The sequence below is a fragment of the Serratia sp. YWN4 genome (assembly GCF_055790845.1).
In genome coordinates, this window is record NZ_CM147696.1 from 4,164,022 (window position 1) to 4,179,287 (window position 15,266).

Sequence of the window (15,266 nt, forward strand, 5' to 3'; positions counted from 1 at the left end):
AACTCTTTGCTTTCAAGGCTACTACAGTTCCAGCGCACGTCTTACCGGCGCGAAGCTGCGGCGATGGTGTTGAGTGGCCCCCAATGCTGCCAGCTTTTCGAGATGGAAAGCGGTAGGGTAGCCTTTATGCTGGGCAAAACCGTACTCTGGGAATACCCGATCCAATTCGGTCATTTCGCGATCGCGTGTCACTTTCGCCAGGATAGAAGCCGCGCTGATCTCTGCCACTCGGCTATCCCCCTTAACCACCGCCTGCGAACGCATCGGCAAACTGGGGCAGCGGTTACCGTCAATTAATACCATGTCGGGTGTGAGGGGCAAGCCAGCCACCGCACGCTGCATCGCCAGCATAGTGGCATGCAGAATATTCAGCCGATCAATCTCTTCCGGCTCAGCACGCCCCAGGCTCCAGGATAACGCCTTTTCCACGATCTCTTCATACAGCGCTTCGCGGCGCTTCTCACTGAGCTTTTTGGAATCTGCCAAGCCAACAATCGGCCGTGCCGGATCGAGGATTACCGCAGCGGTAACTACGGCTCCCACCAGCGGGCCACGGCCCACCTCATCCACACCCGCAATCAGCCGGGCGACAGGATAAACAAAGGGTTCAATCATGCTTTTGCCAGCTCCAATACCGCCTGAGCGGCCTGCTCGTCTGCACCACAGCGAATACTCAGGTGCAGTTCAAGGAAAGTCTGTTTCAACTGCTCGGCTTGCGGGCTCTCTTCCAACAACGGCAACAGTGCCGCAGCCAATTTATCCGGCACACAGTCGTGTTGCAGCAGTTCGGGCACGATTTCACGCCCCGCCAGCAGGTTTGGCAGCGAAACGTACGGAGTTTTCACCAATCGCTCCGCCAACCAATAAGTAAAGGGTTTCATGCGGTAACCCACGACCATCGGGCACTTCGCCAGCATACATTCCAGCGCAGCAGTCCCTGAGGCCAACAGAACGGCATCGCTGGCGATCATGGCTTCGCGCCCTTTGCCGTCCAGCAGATGCACCGTCAGTTCCGGTGCCACTTCGGCCTTGATACGCTCGAACTGCTCACGCCGCTTGGCATTCACCAAAGGTACTACCACTTCCAGATCGGGATAGTGAGTACGCAGCAGTTGCGCAGTCTTGAGGAAATCACCGCTCAACATCTCTACTTCAGCACCACGGCTGCCGGGCAACAGCGCCAGGCAACGTGCTTCAGGGGCAATCCCTAACGCAGCGCGTGCGGCCAGTTTATCCGGCTGCAACGGCATCGCATCGGCCATGGTGTGGCCGATAAAACGGCAGGGAACGTTGAAACGATCGTAAAACGCTTTTTCGAAAGGGAGAAACGCCAACACTAGGTCGGTCGCTTTACCAATTTTGAAAACGCGCTTTTGACGCCAGGCCCAGACTGACGGGCTGACATAGTGAATAGTGCGGATACCACGCTTTTTCAGGCGGCCTTCCAACGTGATATTGAAATCTGGCGCATCGATACCCACAAATACGTCAGGTGCCAGTTCACTGAACCGGCGGGTAAGATCCCTGCGGATCTTCAACAGGCGTGGTAAACGCTCAAGAACCTCTACCACTCCCATTACCGCCAGCTCTTCCATTTCATACCAGGCTTCACACCCTTCGGCCTGCATCAACGGGCCTGCCACACCAACAAAACGGGCTTCTGGATGCTGCACCTTCAGCGCGCGGATTAACCCGGCACCAAGAATATCACCAGAGGTTTCCCCGGCGACCAATCCGATAGTCAATGGACGATTTGGCATAAATCAGCGAATGATCCCGCGGGTGGAACGGCTAAAGAAATCAAGGAACTGCTGCACCACTGGCTGCTCTTGCGCCAGGGTTTCGATTTCTGATTTAGCTTCATCCAAGGTCTTTTCGCTGCGATAAAGGATTTTGTAGGCGTTACGAATTGCCTGCAATTCATCCTTATCGAAACCACGGCGTTTCAGCCCTACGGCGTTAACCCCGAACGGCGTCGCATGGTTGCCTTGTGCGATGACAAAAGGAGGTACGTCCTGAGCCACACCGGAACAGCCCCCCACCATCACATGAGCACCGATAACGCAGAACTGATGGATAGCGGTCATACCACCGATAATGGCGTAGTCGTCAATCTCGACATGGCCCGCCAGCGTCGCGTTGTTGGCAAGCACACAGGAATTACCGACCACACAATCATGGGCAACATGCACGTTAACCATCAGCAGGTTGTCGTTACCCACCTTGGTTAGGCCCGTACCCTGCGCAGTACCGCGATGGATAGTCACGCTTTCGCGAATGCGGTTACGATCGCCAATCTCAACACGCGTTGGTTCACCGGCATACTTCAGATCCTGATTCACTTCGCCAATGGAGGCGAACTGATAAATCTGGTTATCACGGCCGATCTTAGTGATACCGTTCACCACCACGTGAGATTTCAGTACCGTACCCGCGCCGATTTCCACCTGGGAGCCGACGTAACAGAAAGGACCGATCTGCGCACCAGCGCCGATAACGGCACCCTCTTCAACGATCGCGCTAGGATGAATAAAGGCGGTTTTATCAATCACGGATTATGCCTCCCGGCTGCGGGCACACATCATGGTTGCTTCGCAGACAATTTTTCCGTCAACGGTCGCCACGCCTTTAAAGCGCGTCAGGCCACGGCGGGTTTTTTCGAAAGTGACTTCCATGATCATCTGATCACCTGGCACCACAGGGCGTTTGAAGCGAGCTTCATCAATACCTGCAAAATAATACAATTCGCCCGGTTCCAGTTTACCTACGCTCTTGAATGCCAGAATACCCGTGGCCTGCGCCATCGCTTCCAGAATCAATACGCCTGGGAAAATCGGTTTACCAGGGAAATGCCCCTGGAAAAACGGCTCATTAACAGAGACGTTTTTCACTGCACGCAGATATTTGTTCTCTTCAAACTCCAGTACACGGTCAACCAGCAAGAATGGGTAACGGTGAGGAAGCAGTTCCAAAATTTCTGCAATATCCAGAGTATGAGTGTCAGTAGTCAAAATACTCTTCCTGTCTCTAAAAACTGATGGCATCAACAACACGGCCTGCGTTGACCCCAAAAAGGAGATCATCATGCAGGCCGCAAATTAACAACTCTTTGCGCTTTTGGCTTTAAGGCCAACGCGTTTCGGTGTGCACCCAGTCAGGCGGGCAGTGGTGATCAGTCTTTTCCGACTTTTCGTTCGACAGCTTTTAAGCGCTTGCTGATCTCATCGATATTCATCACCAACGCAGCGGTTTTACGCCAAACTTTATTGGGTTGTAACGGAATGCCCGAGGAGTATACCCCAGGTTCGGTAATTGGTCGCATAACCATTCCCATACCGGTGACAACAACCTTGTCAGCGATCTCCATATGGCCATTGATCACACTGGCCCCACCAATCTGGCAATAGCGGCCGATTTTCAGGCTGCCAGCCATAATCACACCACCGGCGACAGCGGTATTGTCGCCAATTACTACGTTATGCGCAATCTGGCATTGGTTATCAATGATAACACCATTCCCAATCAGAGTGTTATCCAGCGCCCCGCGATCGATAGTGGTACAAGCGCCGATCTCGACACGATCGCCGATGATCACCGTACCCAACTGCGGAATCTTGATCCAGTTGCCATGCTCGTTAGCATAGCCGAAACCATCAGCACCAATCACCGTTCCAGATTGGATCAGGCAGTGCTGGCCGATTTCAACTTCATGATAAATCGTCACGTTTGCCCACAAACGCGTACCCGCACCAATGCGTGCGTGTTTGCCGATAAAACAGCCAGGGCCGATAACCACGTTATCGCCGAGTTCTGCACCGGACTCAATAACCGCATTTGCCCCAATGGCAACATTTTGCCCAAGCCGAGCTTCCGGGGAAATCACCGCACTAGGCGCGATATCCGCTGCAGGTGCCGGCGTGGTATCCATCAATTGCGCCATACGCGCATAAGTCAGATAAGGGTTCTTAACCACCAGCGCCGCAGAGCGACAATGGGGTAAATCTGCAGAGGTCAAAACAACGGCACTCGCCTGGCAAGAAGCCAGCTGTTCTTGATAGCGGCTGTTTGACAAAAACGTGATTTGGCCAGCCTGGGCAGAATGCATAGAAGCAATGCCGGTGATGGCAATATCGCCATCACCGTGCAATTGTGCATCCAACTGCTGTGCTAAATCAGCCAGTCGAATCGAAGGCATGTTGTTATTTAACCTGTTTCAGCACGTCAGCAGTGATGTCTTTAGAAGTTCCTACGTAAGCCACCGCGTTAGCGTCGATCACTACATCATAGCCTTCTTTGCTGGCAACGGCTTTCACGGCATCCTGAATACGGCCCAGGATTTTGTTACGCTCTTCCATCTGGCGGCGACGGTTGTCCTGCTCAAAAGCCTGAGCTTTCTGAGAGAACTGCTCGCGCTGTGCCATCACATCCTTTTCCATTTTGGCACGATCGCTCGCTTTCATGGTAGAACCGTCACGCTGCAATTTCTGCATTTTAGTCTGCAGATCGCGTTCCATGTTCTGGAGTTCGCTCGCGCGGCCTTTAAACTCGCCTTCCAGTTGTTTAGCCACGGCTTCACGTGCTGGCAACTGTTGGAAAATACTGGAAACGTTAACGACAGCAATTTTGTCAGCTGCCTGAACGCCTGCTGAAGCAGCCATTGCTAAACCGAGGCCTGCGGCACACAACCACTTTTTCACTATAAACTCCTTACCATCACCCGTTTGTGTCACACGACACTTTGAAGTACACAATCTGCCAGACCTTGCACGCAACACAATGAGAATCCTCTCCCTTTGTTTTGATGTCAGTCTGGCATTTGCGATTCTTTTTAACTGCTTATGCCCAGAAGTGAAACCCGTTACCAGGTTTTACCAATGTTAAACTGGAATTGCTCAGATTTATCACCATCGTATTTCTTGATCGGGTCAGCATAAGAGAATACCAACGGCCCCAACGGTGACATCCATTGCACGGCAAGGCCTACAGATACGCGAATATTACTCGCTTTGCTGTAATCCGGAATATCGAACATGCGCGTCTGGCTAGTGTTCTGCCACTTGGTATCCCATACCGTACCCGCATCCATAAACACGGAAGTACGCACTGAGTTGGCATATTTCTCGCTGATAAACGGCGTCGGTGTAATCAGCTCCAGGCTAGCAACAGCCATGGCGTTACCACCAACCGCATCGCTGGAATTACAGATAACCTGCGGCACGCTGCTACCCGGCGCATCATTACAAGTGTACGAGTTGGAGTTGTAGTAAACCGCTTTCGGACCGATGGTATTGGACTGGAAGCCGCGCACGGTGCTTGAACCACCCGCATAGAAGTTCTCATAGAACGGCATCTCTTTGCCGCCAAGACCATCGGCATAACCCACGCGACCACGGCCCAGCATCACCCAGGTAGCATCGTCGTCGATTGGCAAGTATTGCGTGCTATCCAACGTGAATTTGTAGTACGAGTTGTCAGAACCCGGTGCAACAACCTTGCCATTCAGCGTGGTACGGTTACCCGACGTCGGGAAATAACCACGATCCAGATTGTTGTAAGTCCAACCCAGCGTCAGCGGGAAGTCGTTCGCCGTATAGCTGGCGCGATTTATCAGATCCGGATTCTCACCGACTGAGTCCAGATAACGCCACATGGCAATCTGCGGCTTCATTTGCGACAGGGAGTTATGAACATAACCCAAGCCAGCACGCAACGAGTTGTTCTCGTTGATCGGGAAGCCCAGCGTACCGTCTACACCATAGCTGCTGTTGGTATAATCAGACAGATCGGCGTTATTGGCCTTAAAGTCATTATAGAAGACGCGGCCACCCAAGCTGACACCATCCACGGTGAAGTACGGGTTGGTGACCGACAGCTCGGCATAGGTCTGATAATCGTTCTTGGTACCGTTGATACCAACAGAGTAACCCGTACCCAGCCAGTTATCCTGCTGCACACCCGCCTGGAAGCTGACGCCACTCTCAGTGCCGTAACCGACACCAAAGTTCAGGGTGCCGGTGTTACGTTCTTTCACCTTGTAGACAACATCAACCTGATCTGGAGTACCCGGTACACGCTGGGTTTCTACATCTACGGTTTCGAAGTAACCCAAGCGGTTCAGGCGATCTTTACCCTGTTCAACCTGATCGTTGCCCAGCCATGCGCCTTCCATCTGGCGCATTTCGCGACGCAATACGGCATCTTTGCTGGTATCGTTACCTTCAAATTTGATGCGACGAACATAGAAACGGTTACCCGCGTCAATGTTAACCATCAGCTTCACGGTTTTATCCGTATCATTGATTTCAGGCTGAGTCTGCACACGCGGGTAGGCATAACCATAACGGCCCAACATCTTCTTGATGTTGTCTTCCATTTTGGTCACTTTGCTGCCGCTATACAGTTCACCCGGCTCTATTTTGGTCAACTGGGCAACTTCCGCCGAATGACCCGCCAGGTTGCCGTTCACCACTACACCAGAGAGCTTATACTGCTCGCCCTCTGTAATGTTGATGGTGATATAAATCCCTTTTTTGTCCGGCGTCAGGCTAACCTGCGTCGAATCAATATTAAAACGGGCATAACCGCGATCCAGATAGAAGCTGCGCAGGATTTCAAGGTCACCCGCCAGTTTCTGCTTCTGGTATTTACGATCGCCAACCACGTTCCACCATGGCACTTCATCACGCAATTGGAAGCGTGAGATCAGTTCATCGTTGGTGAAAGCATGGTTGCCAACAATATTGATTTGCTGGATCGTGGCGGAAACCCCTTCAGCGAACACCAGCTTCAGGTCAACACGGTTACGCGGCAACGGTGTCACGACAGCTTTTACCGAGGCGCTGTATTTCCCGACGCTGTAGTAGAAGTCTTCCAACCCTTTTTCAATGCTGGATAAGGTGGTGCGGTCGAGTGCTTCACCAACCCGGACGCCAGAAGCCTCCAGGTTTTGCTTGAGCATATCCTCTTTCACCGACTTGTTGCCGGAGAAAGTGATGCTGGCAATGGTAGGGCGTTCCTTAACCTGAACAATCAGCGTATCACCATCGCGCAGTACGCGAACATCCTCGAAGTTGCCGGTGGCAAACAAGGCATGGATGGTATTACTGATATCATCATCAGAGACGGTATCGCCTACGCGAACCGGCATGTTGAGTAACGCCGCACCGACGGCGACTCGTTGCAGGCCTTCGAAATGAATATCTTTCACTACGAACCCGTCTGCACCGTATACGGTGGCGCTGCCAAACAGCAGCGACGCTATGAGCAACTTTTTCATCGCCATCGTTGTTATGCGTTCTTCCTAACCTGTCCCCGCCCCTAAAGGCGAGAAAAATCATTGAAAAGTGCAAGACCCATTAACAGTATCAACACGATCGAACCGATGCGATAACTGTAGTCCTGTACTCGCTCAGAAACCGGCCCACCCTTCAGCTTTTCTATCGCCAGGAAGAGGAGATGCCCACCATCTAATACCGGTAATGGGAATAGGTTGATGATCCCTAGGTTGACACTAATCAACGCCAGAAACATCATATAATACACAAACCCAACCCCTGCTGACGCCCCTGCTCCCTGTGCAATGGAAATCGGGCCACTCAGATTGTTCAGCTTTACATCACCGGTGATTAATTTACCCAGCATGTTGACCGTCAGCCGCATTAGCTGCCAGGTTTTGTCCCCAGCCTGATATAACGCAGGGAACGGCCCATACTGGCGAATCGTCTTATACTCATCAGGCAACGGTAGCACTTTCGGTATTATGCCTGCAAAACCTACCGTTTTATCTTTTCCCACCGGCTTTGTATCCGGTATCAGCGTTAAAGACAAGGGGTTGCCGTTTCTTTCGATCCCTAAAACCAACGGTTTACCCGGGCCATCATGGATCCGTTTAACCAAGGTTGACCAACGCCCAAGCAACTGACCATCGACTTTAACGATCCTGTCCCCTGTTTGTAAACCTGCCTTTTGCGCAGCCGATCCTTGTTGCACTTCTGCCAGCACAGATTCTATCTGCGGACCACGCGGGATCATGCCTAGGGAACGAACAGGATCTTCTTTGTCCGGCTCAAAACTCCAATGACGCAGATCCAGAGTTTTGCTCACCACCTGTGAAGAACCGAACGGGGCAACCCCTACCTCGGTTTGCGCATCACCAATTTTACTCACCAGTGCCAGCCGAACGGATTCCCAATCAGGCGTTTCGATACCGTCAACGGACTTAAGTTCCATGCCTGGGGAAATTTCGGCAATGGCCGCAATGGATTGTGGCGCAATTTCGCCAATAACCGGGCGGAAACTCGGCACGCCGATGATGAAGACGATCCAGTAAGCCAGGATGGCAAACAGGAAGTTGGCGATGGGGCCAGCGCTGATAATCGCCGCGCGCTGCCAGACTGTTTTATTGTTGAACGCCTGATGACGCTGCTCCGGTGCAACCGTTTCTACGCGCTCGTCAAGCATTTTGACATAACCGCCAAGGGGGATCATGGCGATGACATATTCAGTGCCCTGGCGGTCAGTACGGCGCCACAGCGCCCGGCCAAAACCAATGGAGAAGCGTTCTACACGGACACCACAGCGGCGGGCCACCCAAAAGTGCCCAAACTCATGTACGGTGATCAATACACCCAGAGCAATAACAAACGCTACCAAGTTCCAGAGCACGCTGACCATATAAACCCTTCACTCCCCGCCGATGACGACGGATTAAAACACTAACAGCATCAAGCAGGCAAATACAGGCACTGCTGCGGTCAAACTATCAATACGATCCAGTATCCCGCCGTGCCCTGGTATCAAATGACCACTGTCTTTGATACCCGCTTCACGTTTGAACATACTTTCAGTGAGATCGCCTAACACCGAAGCCAGCGCAGCAATCACTGAACAAACCAGTAAAGTGACTGGAACAATATTCAACGGCGCATAGCGACCAAACAGCCACGAAATCACCGCCGAAGTCACCAACCCACCAATCAGCCCTTCCCAGGTTTTACCTGGAGAAACCTTCGGTGCCAGTTTGTGCTTGCCGAACAATTTGCCGAACATATAGGCACCAGAATCGGCTCCCCATACCAGCAGCATGACGTACAGCAACCACCAAGCACCGGTAAAATGATTCTGCTCATAACCGAACTGGCGCAAAGCCACCATACCCCAGAAGAACGGGACAATGGTCAGCAGGCCGAACACCAGACGCAGCGGGCGCGAATGACGCCACAGTGCAGCGGAACCGGGGTAGAAGAGCACCAGTAGCAGTGCTACCAACCACCAGACCAGCGACAACCACAGAGGCACACCGACCTGTAACCGATCGGCGGTGTGATGATAGGCGGGCACACTGAGCATCATCAATGCCAGCAGGAAGCCGCATAATATCGCCAACCAGAGACGCTGCGAACGCGTTGCGAAACCGGCAAGCTGTCCCCATTCCCAGGCTGCTAACATGCACACAGCGAGTGTGACCAAGGCAAAGCCCAGCGGCGGCAGCAAGAACAGCGCTGCGATAACCAGCGGAATTAAAATCAGAGCAGTGATGAGGCGATACTTCAGCAAAGGTTCCCCCTAAGGCGCATTGGCGCCGATAGGTGTTGTTCCCCCGAAGCGACGCTCACGTTGTGCAAATGCATTCAGCGCACCTTCAAAGACAAGTTCATCAAAATCAGGCCAGAGTACATCAGTAAAGTAAAGCTCGGCGTAAGCAATTTGCCACAACAAGAAGTTACTTATGCGATGTTCGCCACCGGTACGGATCACTAAATCCACTGGTGACAGATCGCTCATGCAGACACGTTCACTCAGCAGTTCCTCGCTGATCTGTTCCGGGCGCAACACACCTTGCTGCACCTGCTCGGCCAGATCCCTCACTCCTTGAATGATATCCCAACGCCCACCATAATTGGCGGCAATATTCAGCGTCAGGCCATCGTTGTTTTCTGTCAGTTGCTCAGAGCGACGAATACGTTCCTGCAAACGGGCGCTGAAACGGCTAATATCGCCGATCACACGCAGCCTGACGTTATGTTTATGCAAACTTTTTACTTCGCTGTCCAGTGCGCGCACGAACAGTTCCATCAGGGCAGACACTTCCTGTGCCGGGCGATTCCAGTTCTCACTGCTGAAGGCGTAAAGCGTGAGTGCATCCAAATGGTTACTGGCAGCAAAACTGACCGCACGGCGTACTGACTTCACTCCTGCTTTATGACCGAAGACACGTAACTTACCCTGACGTTTAGCCCATCGCCCGTTGCCATCCATAATAATAGCGACATGACGCGGCCCCTGAGCAGACAGATTAGCTTCTTGTTGGTTTGCGGACGACATAACTCGTACTTATTCCCTCGGTAGAAACACACCAGCCTAACCGGAACATCCAGCCCTAGCGCGCAAAAAAAGCCGTGTGCCTGACACAGCTTTTCAGTCTGCCCACCTTGCGCCCCCAGAAAACGTCTGGGAAATATCGGTTCATGACGCACCAATCCGGCCATTATTCAACGGTATATCCGATGATTGTGGCGCAGACTATACCACCTCCGTGAAGCGCGAACAAACGGCCCCACGGTTGCGAACGCAATTTGCAAACAAAATCAGACAATGCGCTACAGATTAAACACGCAATACCCGGACCACGTTGCGAGCTATTTCACGAGCCTGACGATCGATGTCTAAAACCCCCTCAACACAAGAAGGTTCCTGCAATGCCAAACGTTCAACCACTGTTTGATTCACCACAGCAATGTCGGTAAATCGAATTTCTTCCTGCAAGAATGCCGCCACGGCGATTTCATTGGCTGCATTGATCGCCGTTGTTGCAGCTTGCCCAGCATCAAAGGCTTCAATCGCCAGATACAGGCACGGATAACGCTCACGCTCCGGTTCAGAGAAGGTCAGCGCGCCTATACGGCAAAAATCGAGCGCCGCCACCCCAGAGTGAACCCGCTGCGGGTAGGCCATCGCATGAGCGATCGGGGTGCGCATATCTGGCGTACCCAATTGTGCTAGCACGCTACCATCAGCATAGCGCACCATGGAATGGATCACCGACTGCGGATGCAGGATGACTTCCATTTGCTCGGCTGAGGCATTAAACAACCAGCGAGCTTCGATGTATTCCAGGCCTTTATTCATCATGGTGGCGGAATCCACCGAGATCTTGCGGCCCATCGACCAGTTAGGGTGCGCACAGGCCTGATCCGGCGTCATGGCCGCAAACTGCGCCAATGGCGTGGTGCGGAATGGCCCGCCAGAACCGGTCAGAACAATACGCGAAACACCATGTTCCTGCAGACAGGAATATCCCAACTGGCGCTGAATGCTCTCAGGCAAACTCTGGAAAATAGCGTTATGCTCACTGTCCAGCGGCAACAATTGTGCCTGGCTCTTTTGTACCGCCTCCATAAACAGCCGGCCGCAGGTCACTAACGACTCTTTGTTCGCCAATAACACCTGCTTACCGGCACGAACAGCGGCCAAGGTAGGCAACAATCCTGCGGCTCCGACAATGGCAGCCGTCACCTGATCAACATCGTTCAATGCAGCCAATTCGCAAGCAGACTGCTCACCCGACAGCACCTCGGTTTTCACCGCGTTTTCCGCCAGGATGATCCGTAATTCGCGCGCAGCGCTTTCATCGGCCATAGACACATAAGCAGGGCGAAACTCCATGCACTGCTGCGCCATCACCGCCACATTACGGCCACCTACCAGTGCTTTGATCGCGAAAAGGTCGGGATTCTCCCTGACCACGGCCAGGGTGCTGGTGCCCACCGAGCCAGTGGAGCCCAGAATAGTCAGTTGCTTCATGAGTTTGCTCTGAATCACTGTCTGATGAGATCGGAAGTGCTCCAGTGTGTAACCTGAACCACCGCTTGTCTATGATCTTTCAGTACGATAAAACGGGATCTTCGCCACAAAAAAGAAAGCGCCGCCCAGGCGACGCTTTCTTTCTGCGCGATGCTGATTAGAAATCCATCAGCTCTTTTTCTTTGTCTGCCAGCGCCGCATCAAGCAGTTTGATGTAGGCATCGGTCATCTTTTGAATATCGTCCTGTGAACGACGATCTTCATCTTCGCTGATTTCTTTGTCTTTCAGCAGCGCTTTGACTTTATCGTTAGCATCGCGACGCACGTTACGCACGGCCACGCGCCCCTGCTCAGCTTCGCCACGCACCACTTTGATCAGATCTTTACGGCGTTCTTCAGTCAGCGGCGGAAGCGGAACACGGATCACGCTACCGGCTGAGCTTGGGTTCAGGCCGAGATCGGATGACATAATGGCTTTTTCTACTGCCGAACCCAAAGAGCGATCGAACAGGTTGATCGCCAGAGTGCGGGAATCTTCTACGGTCACGTTGGCCAACTGACGCAGCGGCGTTGCCGAACCGTAATATTCCACCATGATACCGTCCAGAATGCTTGGTGAAGCACGGCCGGTGCGGATCTTGCTGATTTGATTTTTGAATGCTTCGACGCTTTTTTCCATGCGTGAATCAGCATCTTTTCTGATTTCATTAATCACGTTGCGAACCCTTGGAAGCTGGTTACTTGGCAGGCAATACAACACGTAGAGCCCGTGAATGTTAATCAAGGAGCGGCCAACGCCCGGCGTTATCCGCCCCGCTAAATTTGACCGAACACCCTTTATTTGGTGATCAGCGTGCCTTCGTTCTCACCCATCACCACCCGGCGCAGTGCGCCCGGCTTATTCATGTTGAACACGCGGATAGGCAAGCCATGATCGCGCGCCAGCGTAAACGCGGCCAGATCCATCACTTTCAACTCGCGCTCCAGCACGTCCTGATAGGTTAACTGTTCGTACAGCGTGGCATCTGGGTTTTTCACCGGGTCAGCGGAGTATACACCATCCACTTTAGTCGCTTTCAATACCACATCGGCTTCAATTTCGATCCCACGCAGGCAAGCAGCAGAATCAGTGGTGAAAAACGGGTTACCGGTACCGGCAGAGAAAATCACCACGCGGTTATTGCGCAGCAGGCTGATCGCCTCTGCCCAACTGTAGTTATCACACACACCGTTCAGTGGAATTGCCGACATCAGGCGAGCGTTCACATAGGCGCGGTGCAGTGCATCACGCATAGCCAGGCCGTTCATCACGGTCGCCAGCATTCCCATGTGGTCGCCCACAACGCGGTTCATGCCGGCTTGTGCCAGGCCCGCACCGCGGAAAAGGTTACCACCGCCAATAACTACACCGACCTGAATTCCTAGCTCGACCAGCTCTTTGACTTCCTGAGCCATGCGATCCAAAACGCTCGCGTCGATACCAAAACCTTCTGCACCTTGCAGGGCTTCGCCGCTCAGTTTGAGCAGGATACGCTGATAAACGGGTTTTGCATTGGTTGCCATGGTGTTCTGTCCTAAGAAGCAGTAATAGTATTGGAGGTTTGGGCCGACACGTTGCGCCTGTGCTGAGTATAGCCGCACCAGGCCCGCCATCGGATTATCTCTGGCTGGATAAAATGGAACCGCCTGACGGCGGCTCCATTAACAGGCATTAAGACTGTTTGCTCATTGCTGCAACTTCAGCAGCAAAGTCAGTTTCAACTTTCTCGATGCCTTCACCCACTTCGAAGCGGATGAAATTGATCACGTCAGCGTTGTGCTCTTTCAGCAGTTGACCAACGGTTTTGGCAGGATCCATCACGAAAGGTTGACCGGTCAGAGAGACTTCACCGGTGAATTTCTTCATGCGGCCTTCAACCATTTTCTCTGCGATTTCTTTCGGCTTGCCAGACTGCATGGCGATGTCCAACTGAACCTGGTACTCTTTTTCTACCACTTCAGCAGACACATCTTCAGGCTTCACGAACTCAGGCTTGCTTGCCGCAACGTGCATCGCCAGCTGCTTAACCAGCTCTTCGTCAGCACCTTTAGCCGCCACCAGTACACCGATGCGCGCGCCGTGCAGGTAGCTACCCAGCACTTCGCCTTCCAGAGCAGCCACGCGGCGGATATTGATGTTCTCACCAATTTTTGCCACCAGCGCTACGCGCTCTTCTTCGAACTGCGCTTTCAGCACGTCAACGTCAGTGATTTTGCCAGCAACAGCCGCATCCAGCACTTTGTTAGCAAACGCCTGGAAACCAGCATCTTTAGCCACGAAGTCAGTCTGGCAGTTAACTTCCAGAATCATGCCGTAGTTGCCTTCGATCTTGGTTTTGATCACGCCGTCAGCAGCTACGTTGCCTGCTTTTTTCGCTGCTTTGATCGCGCCAGACTTACGCATATTTTCGATAGCCAGCTCGATGTCGCCGTTAGATTCAACCAGCGCTTTCTTACATTCCATCATGCCTGCGGCAGTACGCTCACGCAGTTCTTTTACCAGAGCAGCGGTAATATCAGCCATTTCTTTTTCCTCGGTTATCTCACGTGGAGACAGTTCTCATTCAGATAAGCAAAGGGGGCCTTTAAAGGCCCCCCTAACCAACATATTCAATACCTGGTTAATAAGGGCTTGACCTTATTATTCAGCTTCTACGAAGCTTTCTTCCGCCTGAACGGCCAGATCTTGAGAACGACCTTCACGGACGGCAGTAGCAACGGCAGTCAGGTACAATTTGATTGCACGGATTGCGTCGTCGTTACCAGGGATAATGAAGTCAACGCCGTCTGGATCGGAGTTGGTATCAACGATAGAGAATACCGGGATACCCAGGTTGTTGGCTTCTTTGATCGCGATGTGTTCGTGATCGGCATCGATAACAAACAGAGCGTCTGGCAGACCACCCATGTCCTTGATACCACCCAGAGAGTTTTCCAGCTTATCCAATTCACGAGTACGCATCAGCGCTTCTTTCTTGGTCAGCTTGTCAAAGGTGCCATCTTGAGACTGGATTTCCAGATCTTTCAAACGTTTGATTGACTGACGAACGGTTTTCCAGTTAGTCAGCATGCCGCCCAACCAGCGATGGTTCACGAAGAACTGATCGCAGTTGTTAGCATATTCTTTTACCGCTTCGCTTGCTGCGCGCTTGGTACCAACGAACAGGATCTTACCTTTACGGGAAGAGATCTTGGTCAGCTCAGCCAAGGCTGCGTTGGCCATTGGTACGGTTTTTTCCAGGTTGATGATGTGAACCTTGTTACGTGCGCCGAAGATGAAAGGCTTCATTTTCGGGTTCCAGTAACGGGTCTGGTGACCAAAGTGTACACCGGCCTGGAGCATGTCGCGCATGGAAACAGTTGCCATGATTAAACCTCTATAGAGTGATTGGGGTTATGCCTCCACGTATCCCATAACGCCGACC

15 protein-coding genes are annotated in these 15,266 nt (G+C 52.5%); all 15 read right to left on the bottom strand.

Going from position 1 to position 15,266, the window contains the following annotated elements:
• Positions 1–21: 21 nt before the first annotated feature.
• The gene (gene rnhB, locus ACX9GT_RS19595; protein ID WP_473188318.1) at positions 22–615 is read right to left on the bottom strand and encodes a ribonuclease HII; all 594 of its coding nucleotides are present in this window, start codon (positions 613–615) and stop codon (positions 22–24) included.
• Positions 612–1,760, bottom strand: a complete 1,149-nt coding sequence (gene lpxB / locus ACX9GT_RS19600) for a lipid-A-disaccharide synthase (RefSeq protein WP_473188319.1) — start codon at positions 1,758–1,760, stop codon at positions 612–614. The genes rnhB and lpxB overlap by 4 nt, the downstream gene beginning before the upstream one ends.
• A gap of 3 nt (positions 1,761–1,763) precedes the next feature.
• Positions 1,764–2,552, bottom strand: a complete 789-nt coding sequence (gene lpxA / locus ACX9GT_RS19605) for an acyl-ACP--UDP-N-acetylglucosamine O-acyltransferase (protein WP_473188320.1) — start codon at positions 2,550–2,552, stop codon at positions 1,764–1,766.
• A gap of 3 nt (positions 2,553–2,555) precedes the next feature.
• Positions 2,556–3,011 carry a 3-hydroxyacyl-ACP dehydratase FabZ gene (gene fabZ, locus ACX9GT_RS19610; protein WP_473191643.1) on the bottom strand — a complete coding sequence of 152 codons (456 nt, stop codon included), beginning with the start codon at positions 3,009–3,011 and terminating at the stop codon, positions 2,556–2,558.
• Between the two features lie 161 nt (positions 3,012–3,172).
• Entirely contained in the window at positions 3,173–4,195 is a 1,023-nt protein-coding gene (gene lpxD, locus ACX9GT_RS19615) for a UDP-3-O-(3-hydroxymyristoyl)glucosamine N-acyltransferase (RefSeq protein WP_473188321.1), read from the bottom strand.
• A gap of 4 nt (positions 4,196–4,199) precedes the next feature.
• Positions 4,200–4,697 carry a molecular chaperone Skp gene (skp, locus tag ACX9GT_RS19620; RefSeq protein ID WP_076943703.1) on the bottom strand — a complete coding sequence of 166 codons (498 nt, stop codon included), beginning with the start codon at positions 4,695–4,697 and terminating at the stop codon, positions 4,200–4,202.
• Between the two features lie 161 nt (positions 4,698–4,858).
• On the bottom strand, positions 4,859–7,282 hold the full coding sequence (bamA, locus tag ACX9GT_RS19625) for an outer membrane protein assembly factor BamA (RefSeq protein WP_473188322.1): 2,424 nt from the start codon (positions 7,280–7,282) through the stop codon (positions 4,859–4,861).
• A 35-nt stretch (positions 7,283–7,317) separates the two neighbouring features.
• Positions 7,318–8,673: a sigma E protease regulator RseP gene (gene rseP, locus ACX9GT_RS19630; protein ID WP_473188323.1), complete on the bottom strand. Its 1,356-nt coding sequence runs from the start codon at positions 8,671–8,673 to the stop codon at positions 7,318–7,320.
• Positions 8,674–8,706: 33 nt separating this feature from the next.
• On the bottom strand, positions 8,707–9,555 hold the full coding sequence (gene cdsA, locus ACX9GT_RS19635) for a phosphatidate cytidylyltransferase (protein WP_473188324.1): 849 nt from the start codon (positions 9,553–9,555) through the stop codon (positions 8,707–8,709).
• Between the two features lie 9 nt (positions 9,556–9,564).
• Positions 9,565–10,323: a (2E,6E)-farnesyl-diphosphate-specific ditrans,polycis-undecaprenyl-diphosphate synthase gene (gene ispU, locus ACX9GT_RS19640; RefSeq protein WP_473188325.1), complete on the bottom strand. Its 759-nt coding sequence runs from the start codon at positions 10,321–10,323 to the stop codon at positions 9,565–9,567.
• Positions 10,324–10,605: 282 nt separating this feature from the next.
• Positions 10,606–11,802 (bottom strand): 1-deoxy-D-xylulose-5-phosphate reductoisomerase, encoded by a 1,197-nt coding sequence (gene ispC, locus ACX9GT_RS19645; RefSeq protein ID WP_473188326.1) that lies wholly within the window; start codon positions 11,800–11,802, stop codon positions 10,606–10,608.
• Positions 11,803–11,959: 157 nt separating this feature from the next.
• Positions 11,960–12,517 carry a ribosome recycling factor gene (frr, locus tag ACX9GT_RS19650; RefSeq protein ID WP_473188327.1) on the bottom strand — a complete coding sequence of 186 codons (558 nt, stop codon included), beginning with the start codon at positions 12,515–12,517 and terminating at the stop codon, positions 11,960–11,962.
• A gap of 122 nt (positions 12,518–12,639) precedes the next feature.
• Positions 12,640–13,365, bottom strand: coding sequence for a UMP kinase (gene pyrH / locus ACX9GT_RS19655; protein ID WP_337261329.1), 726 nt, complete (start codon positions 13,363–13,365; stop codon positions 12,640–12,642).
• Between the two features lie 148 nt (positions 13,366–13,513).
• The gene (gene tsf / locus ACX9GT_RS19660) at positions 13,514–14,365 is read right to left on the bottom strand and encodes a translation elongation factor Ts (protein ID WP_473188328.1); all 852 of its coding nucleotides are present in this window, start codon (positions 14,363–14,365) and stop codon (positions 13,514–13,516) included.
• 117 nt (positions 14,366–14,482) lie between these two features.
• Positions 14,483–15,208, bottom strand: coding sequence for a 30S ribosomal protein S2 (gene rpsB / locus ACX9GT_RS19665; RefSeq protein ID WP_473188329.1), 726 nt, complete (start codon positions 15,206–15,208; stop codon positions 14,483–14,485).
• Between the last annotated feature and the right edge of the window lie 58 nt (positions 15,209–15,266).

Bases quoted from the DNA above. Each gene is read 5' to 3' on its own strand.
- pyrH (WP_337261329.1), bottom strand. From the start codon at position 13,365: ATGGCAACCAATGCAAAACCCGTTTATCAGCGTATCCTGCTCAAACTG.
- tsf (WP_473188328.1), bottom strand. From the start codon at position 14,365: ATGGCTGATATTACCGCTGCTCTGGTAAAAGAACTGCGTGAGCGTACT.
- ispC (WP_473188326.1), bottom strand. From the start codon at position 11,802: ATGAAGCAACTGACTATTCTGGGCTCCACTGGCTCGGTGGGCACCAGC.
- ispU (WP_473188325.1), bottom strand. From the start codon at position 10,323: ATGTCGTCCGCAAACCAACAAGAAGCTAATCTGTCTGCTCAGGGGCCG.
- lpxD (WP_473188321.1), bottom strand. From the start codon at position 4,195: ATGCCTTCGATTCGACTGGCTGATTTAGCACAGCAGTTGGATGCACAA.
- bamA (WP_473188322.1), bottom strand. From the start codon at position 7,282: ATGGCGATGAAAAAGTTGCTCATAGCGTCGCTGCTGTTTGGCAGCGCC.
- rpsB (WP_473188329.1), bottom strand. From the start codon at position 15,208: ATGGCAACTGTTTCCATGCGCGACATGCTCCAGGCCGGTGTACACTTT.
- lpxB (WP_473188319.1), bottom strand. From the start codon at position 1,760: ATGCCAAATCGTCCATTGACTATCGGATTGGTCGCCGGGGAAACCTCT.
- rseP (WP_473188323.1), bottom strand. From the start codon at position 8,673: ATGGTCAGCGTGCTCTGGAACTTGGTAGCGTTTGTTATTGCTCTGGGT.
- rnhB (WP_473188318.1), bottom strand. From the start codon at position 615: ATGATTGAACCCTTTGTTTATCCTGTCGCCCGGCTGATTGCGGGTGTG.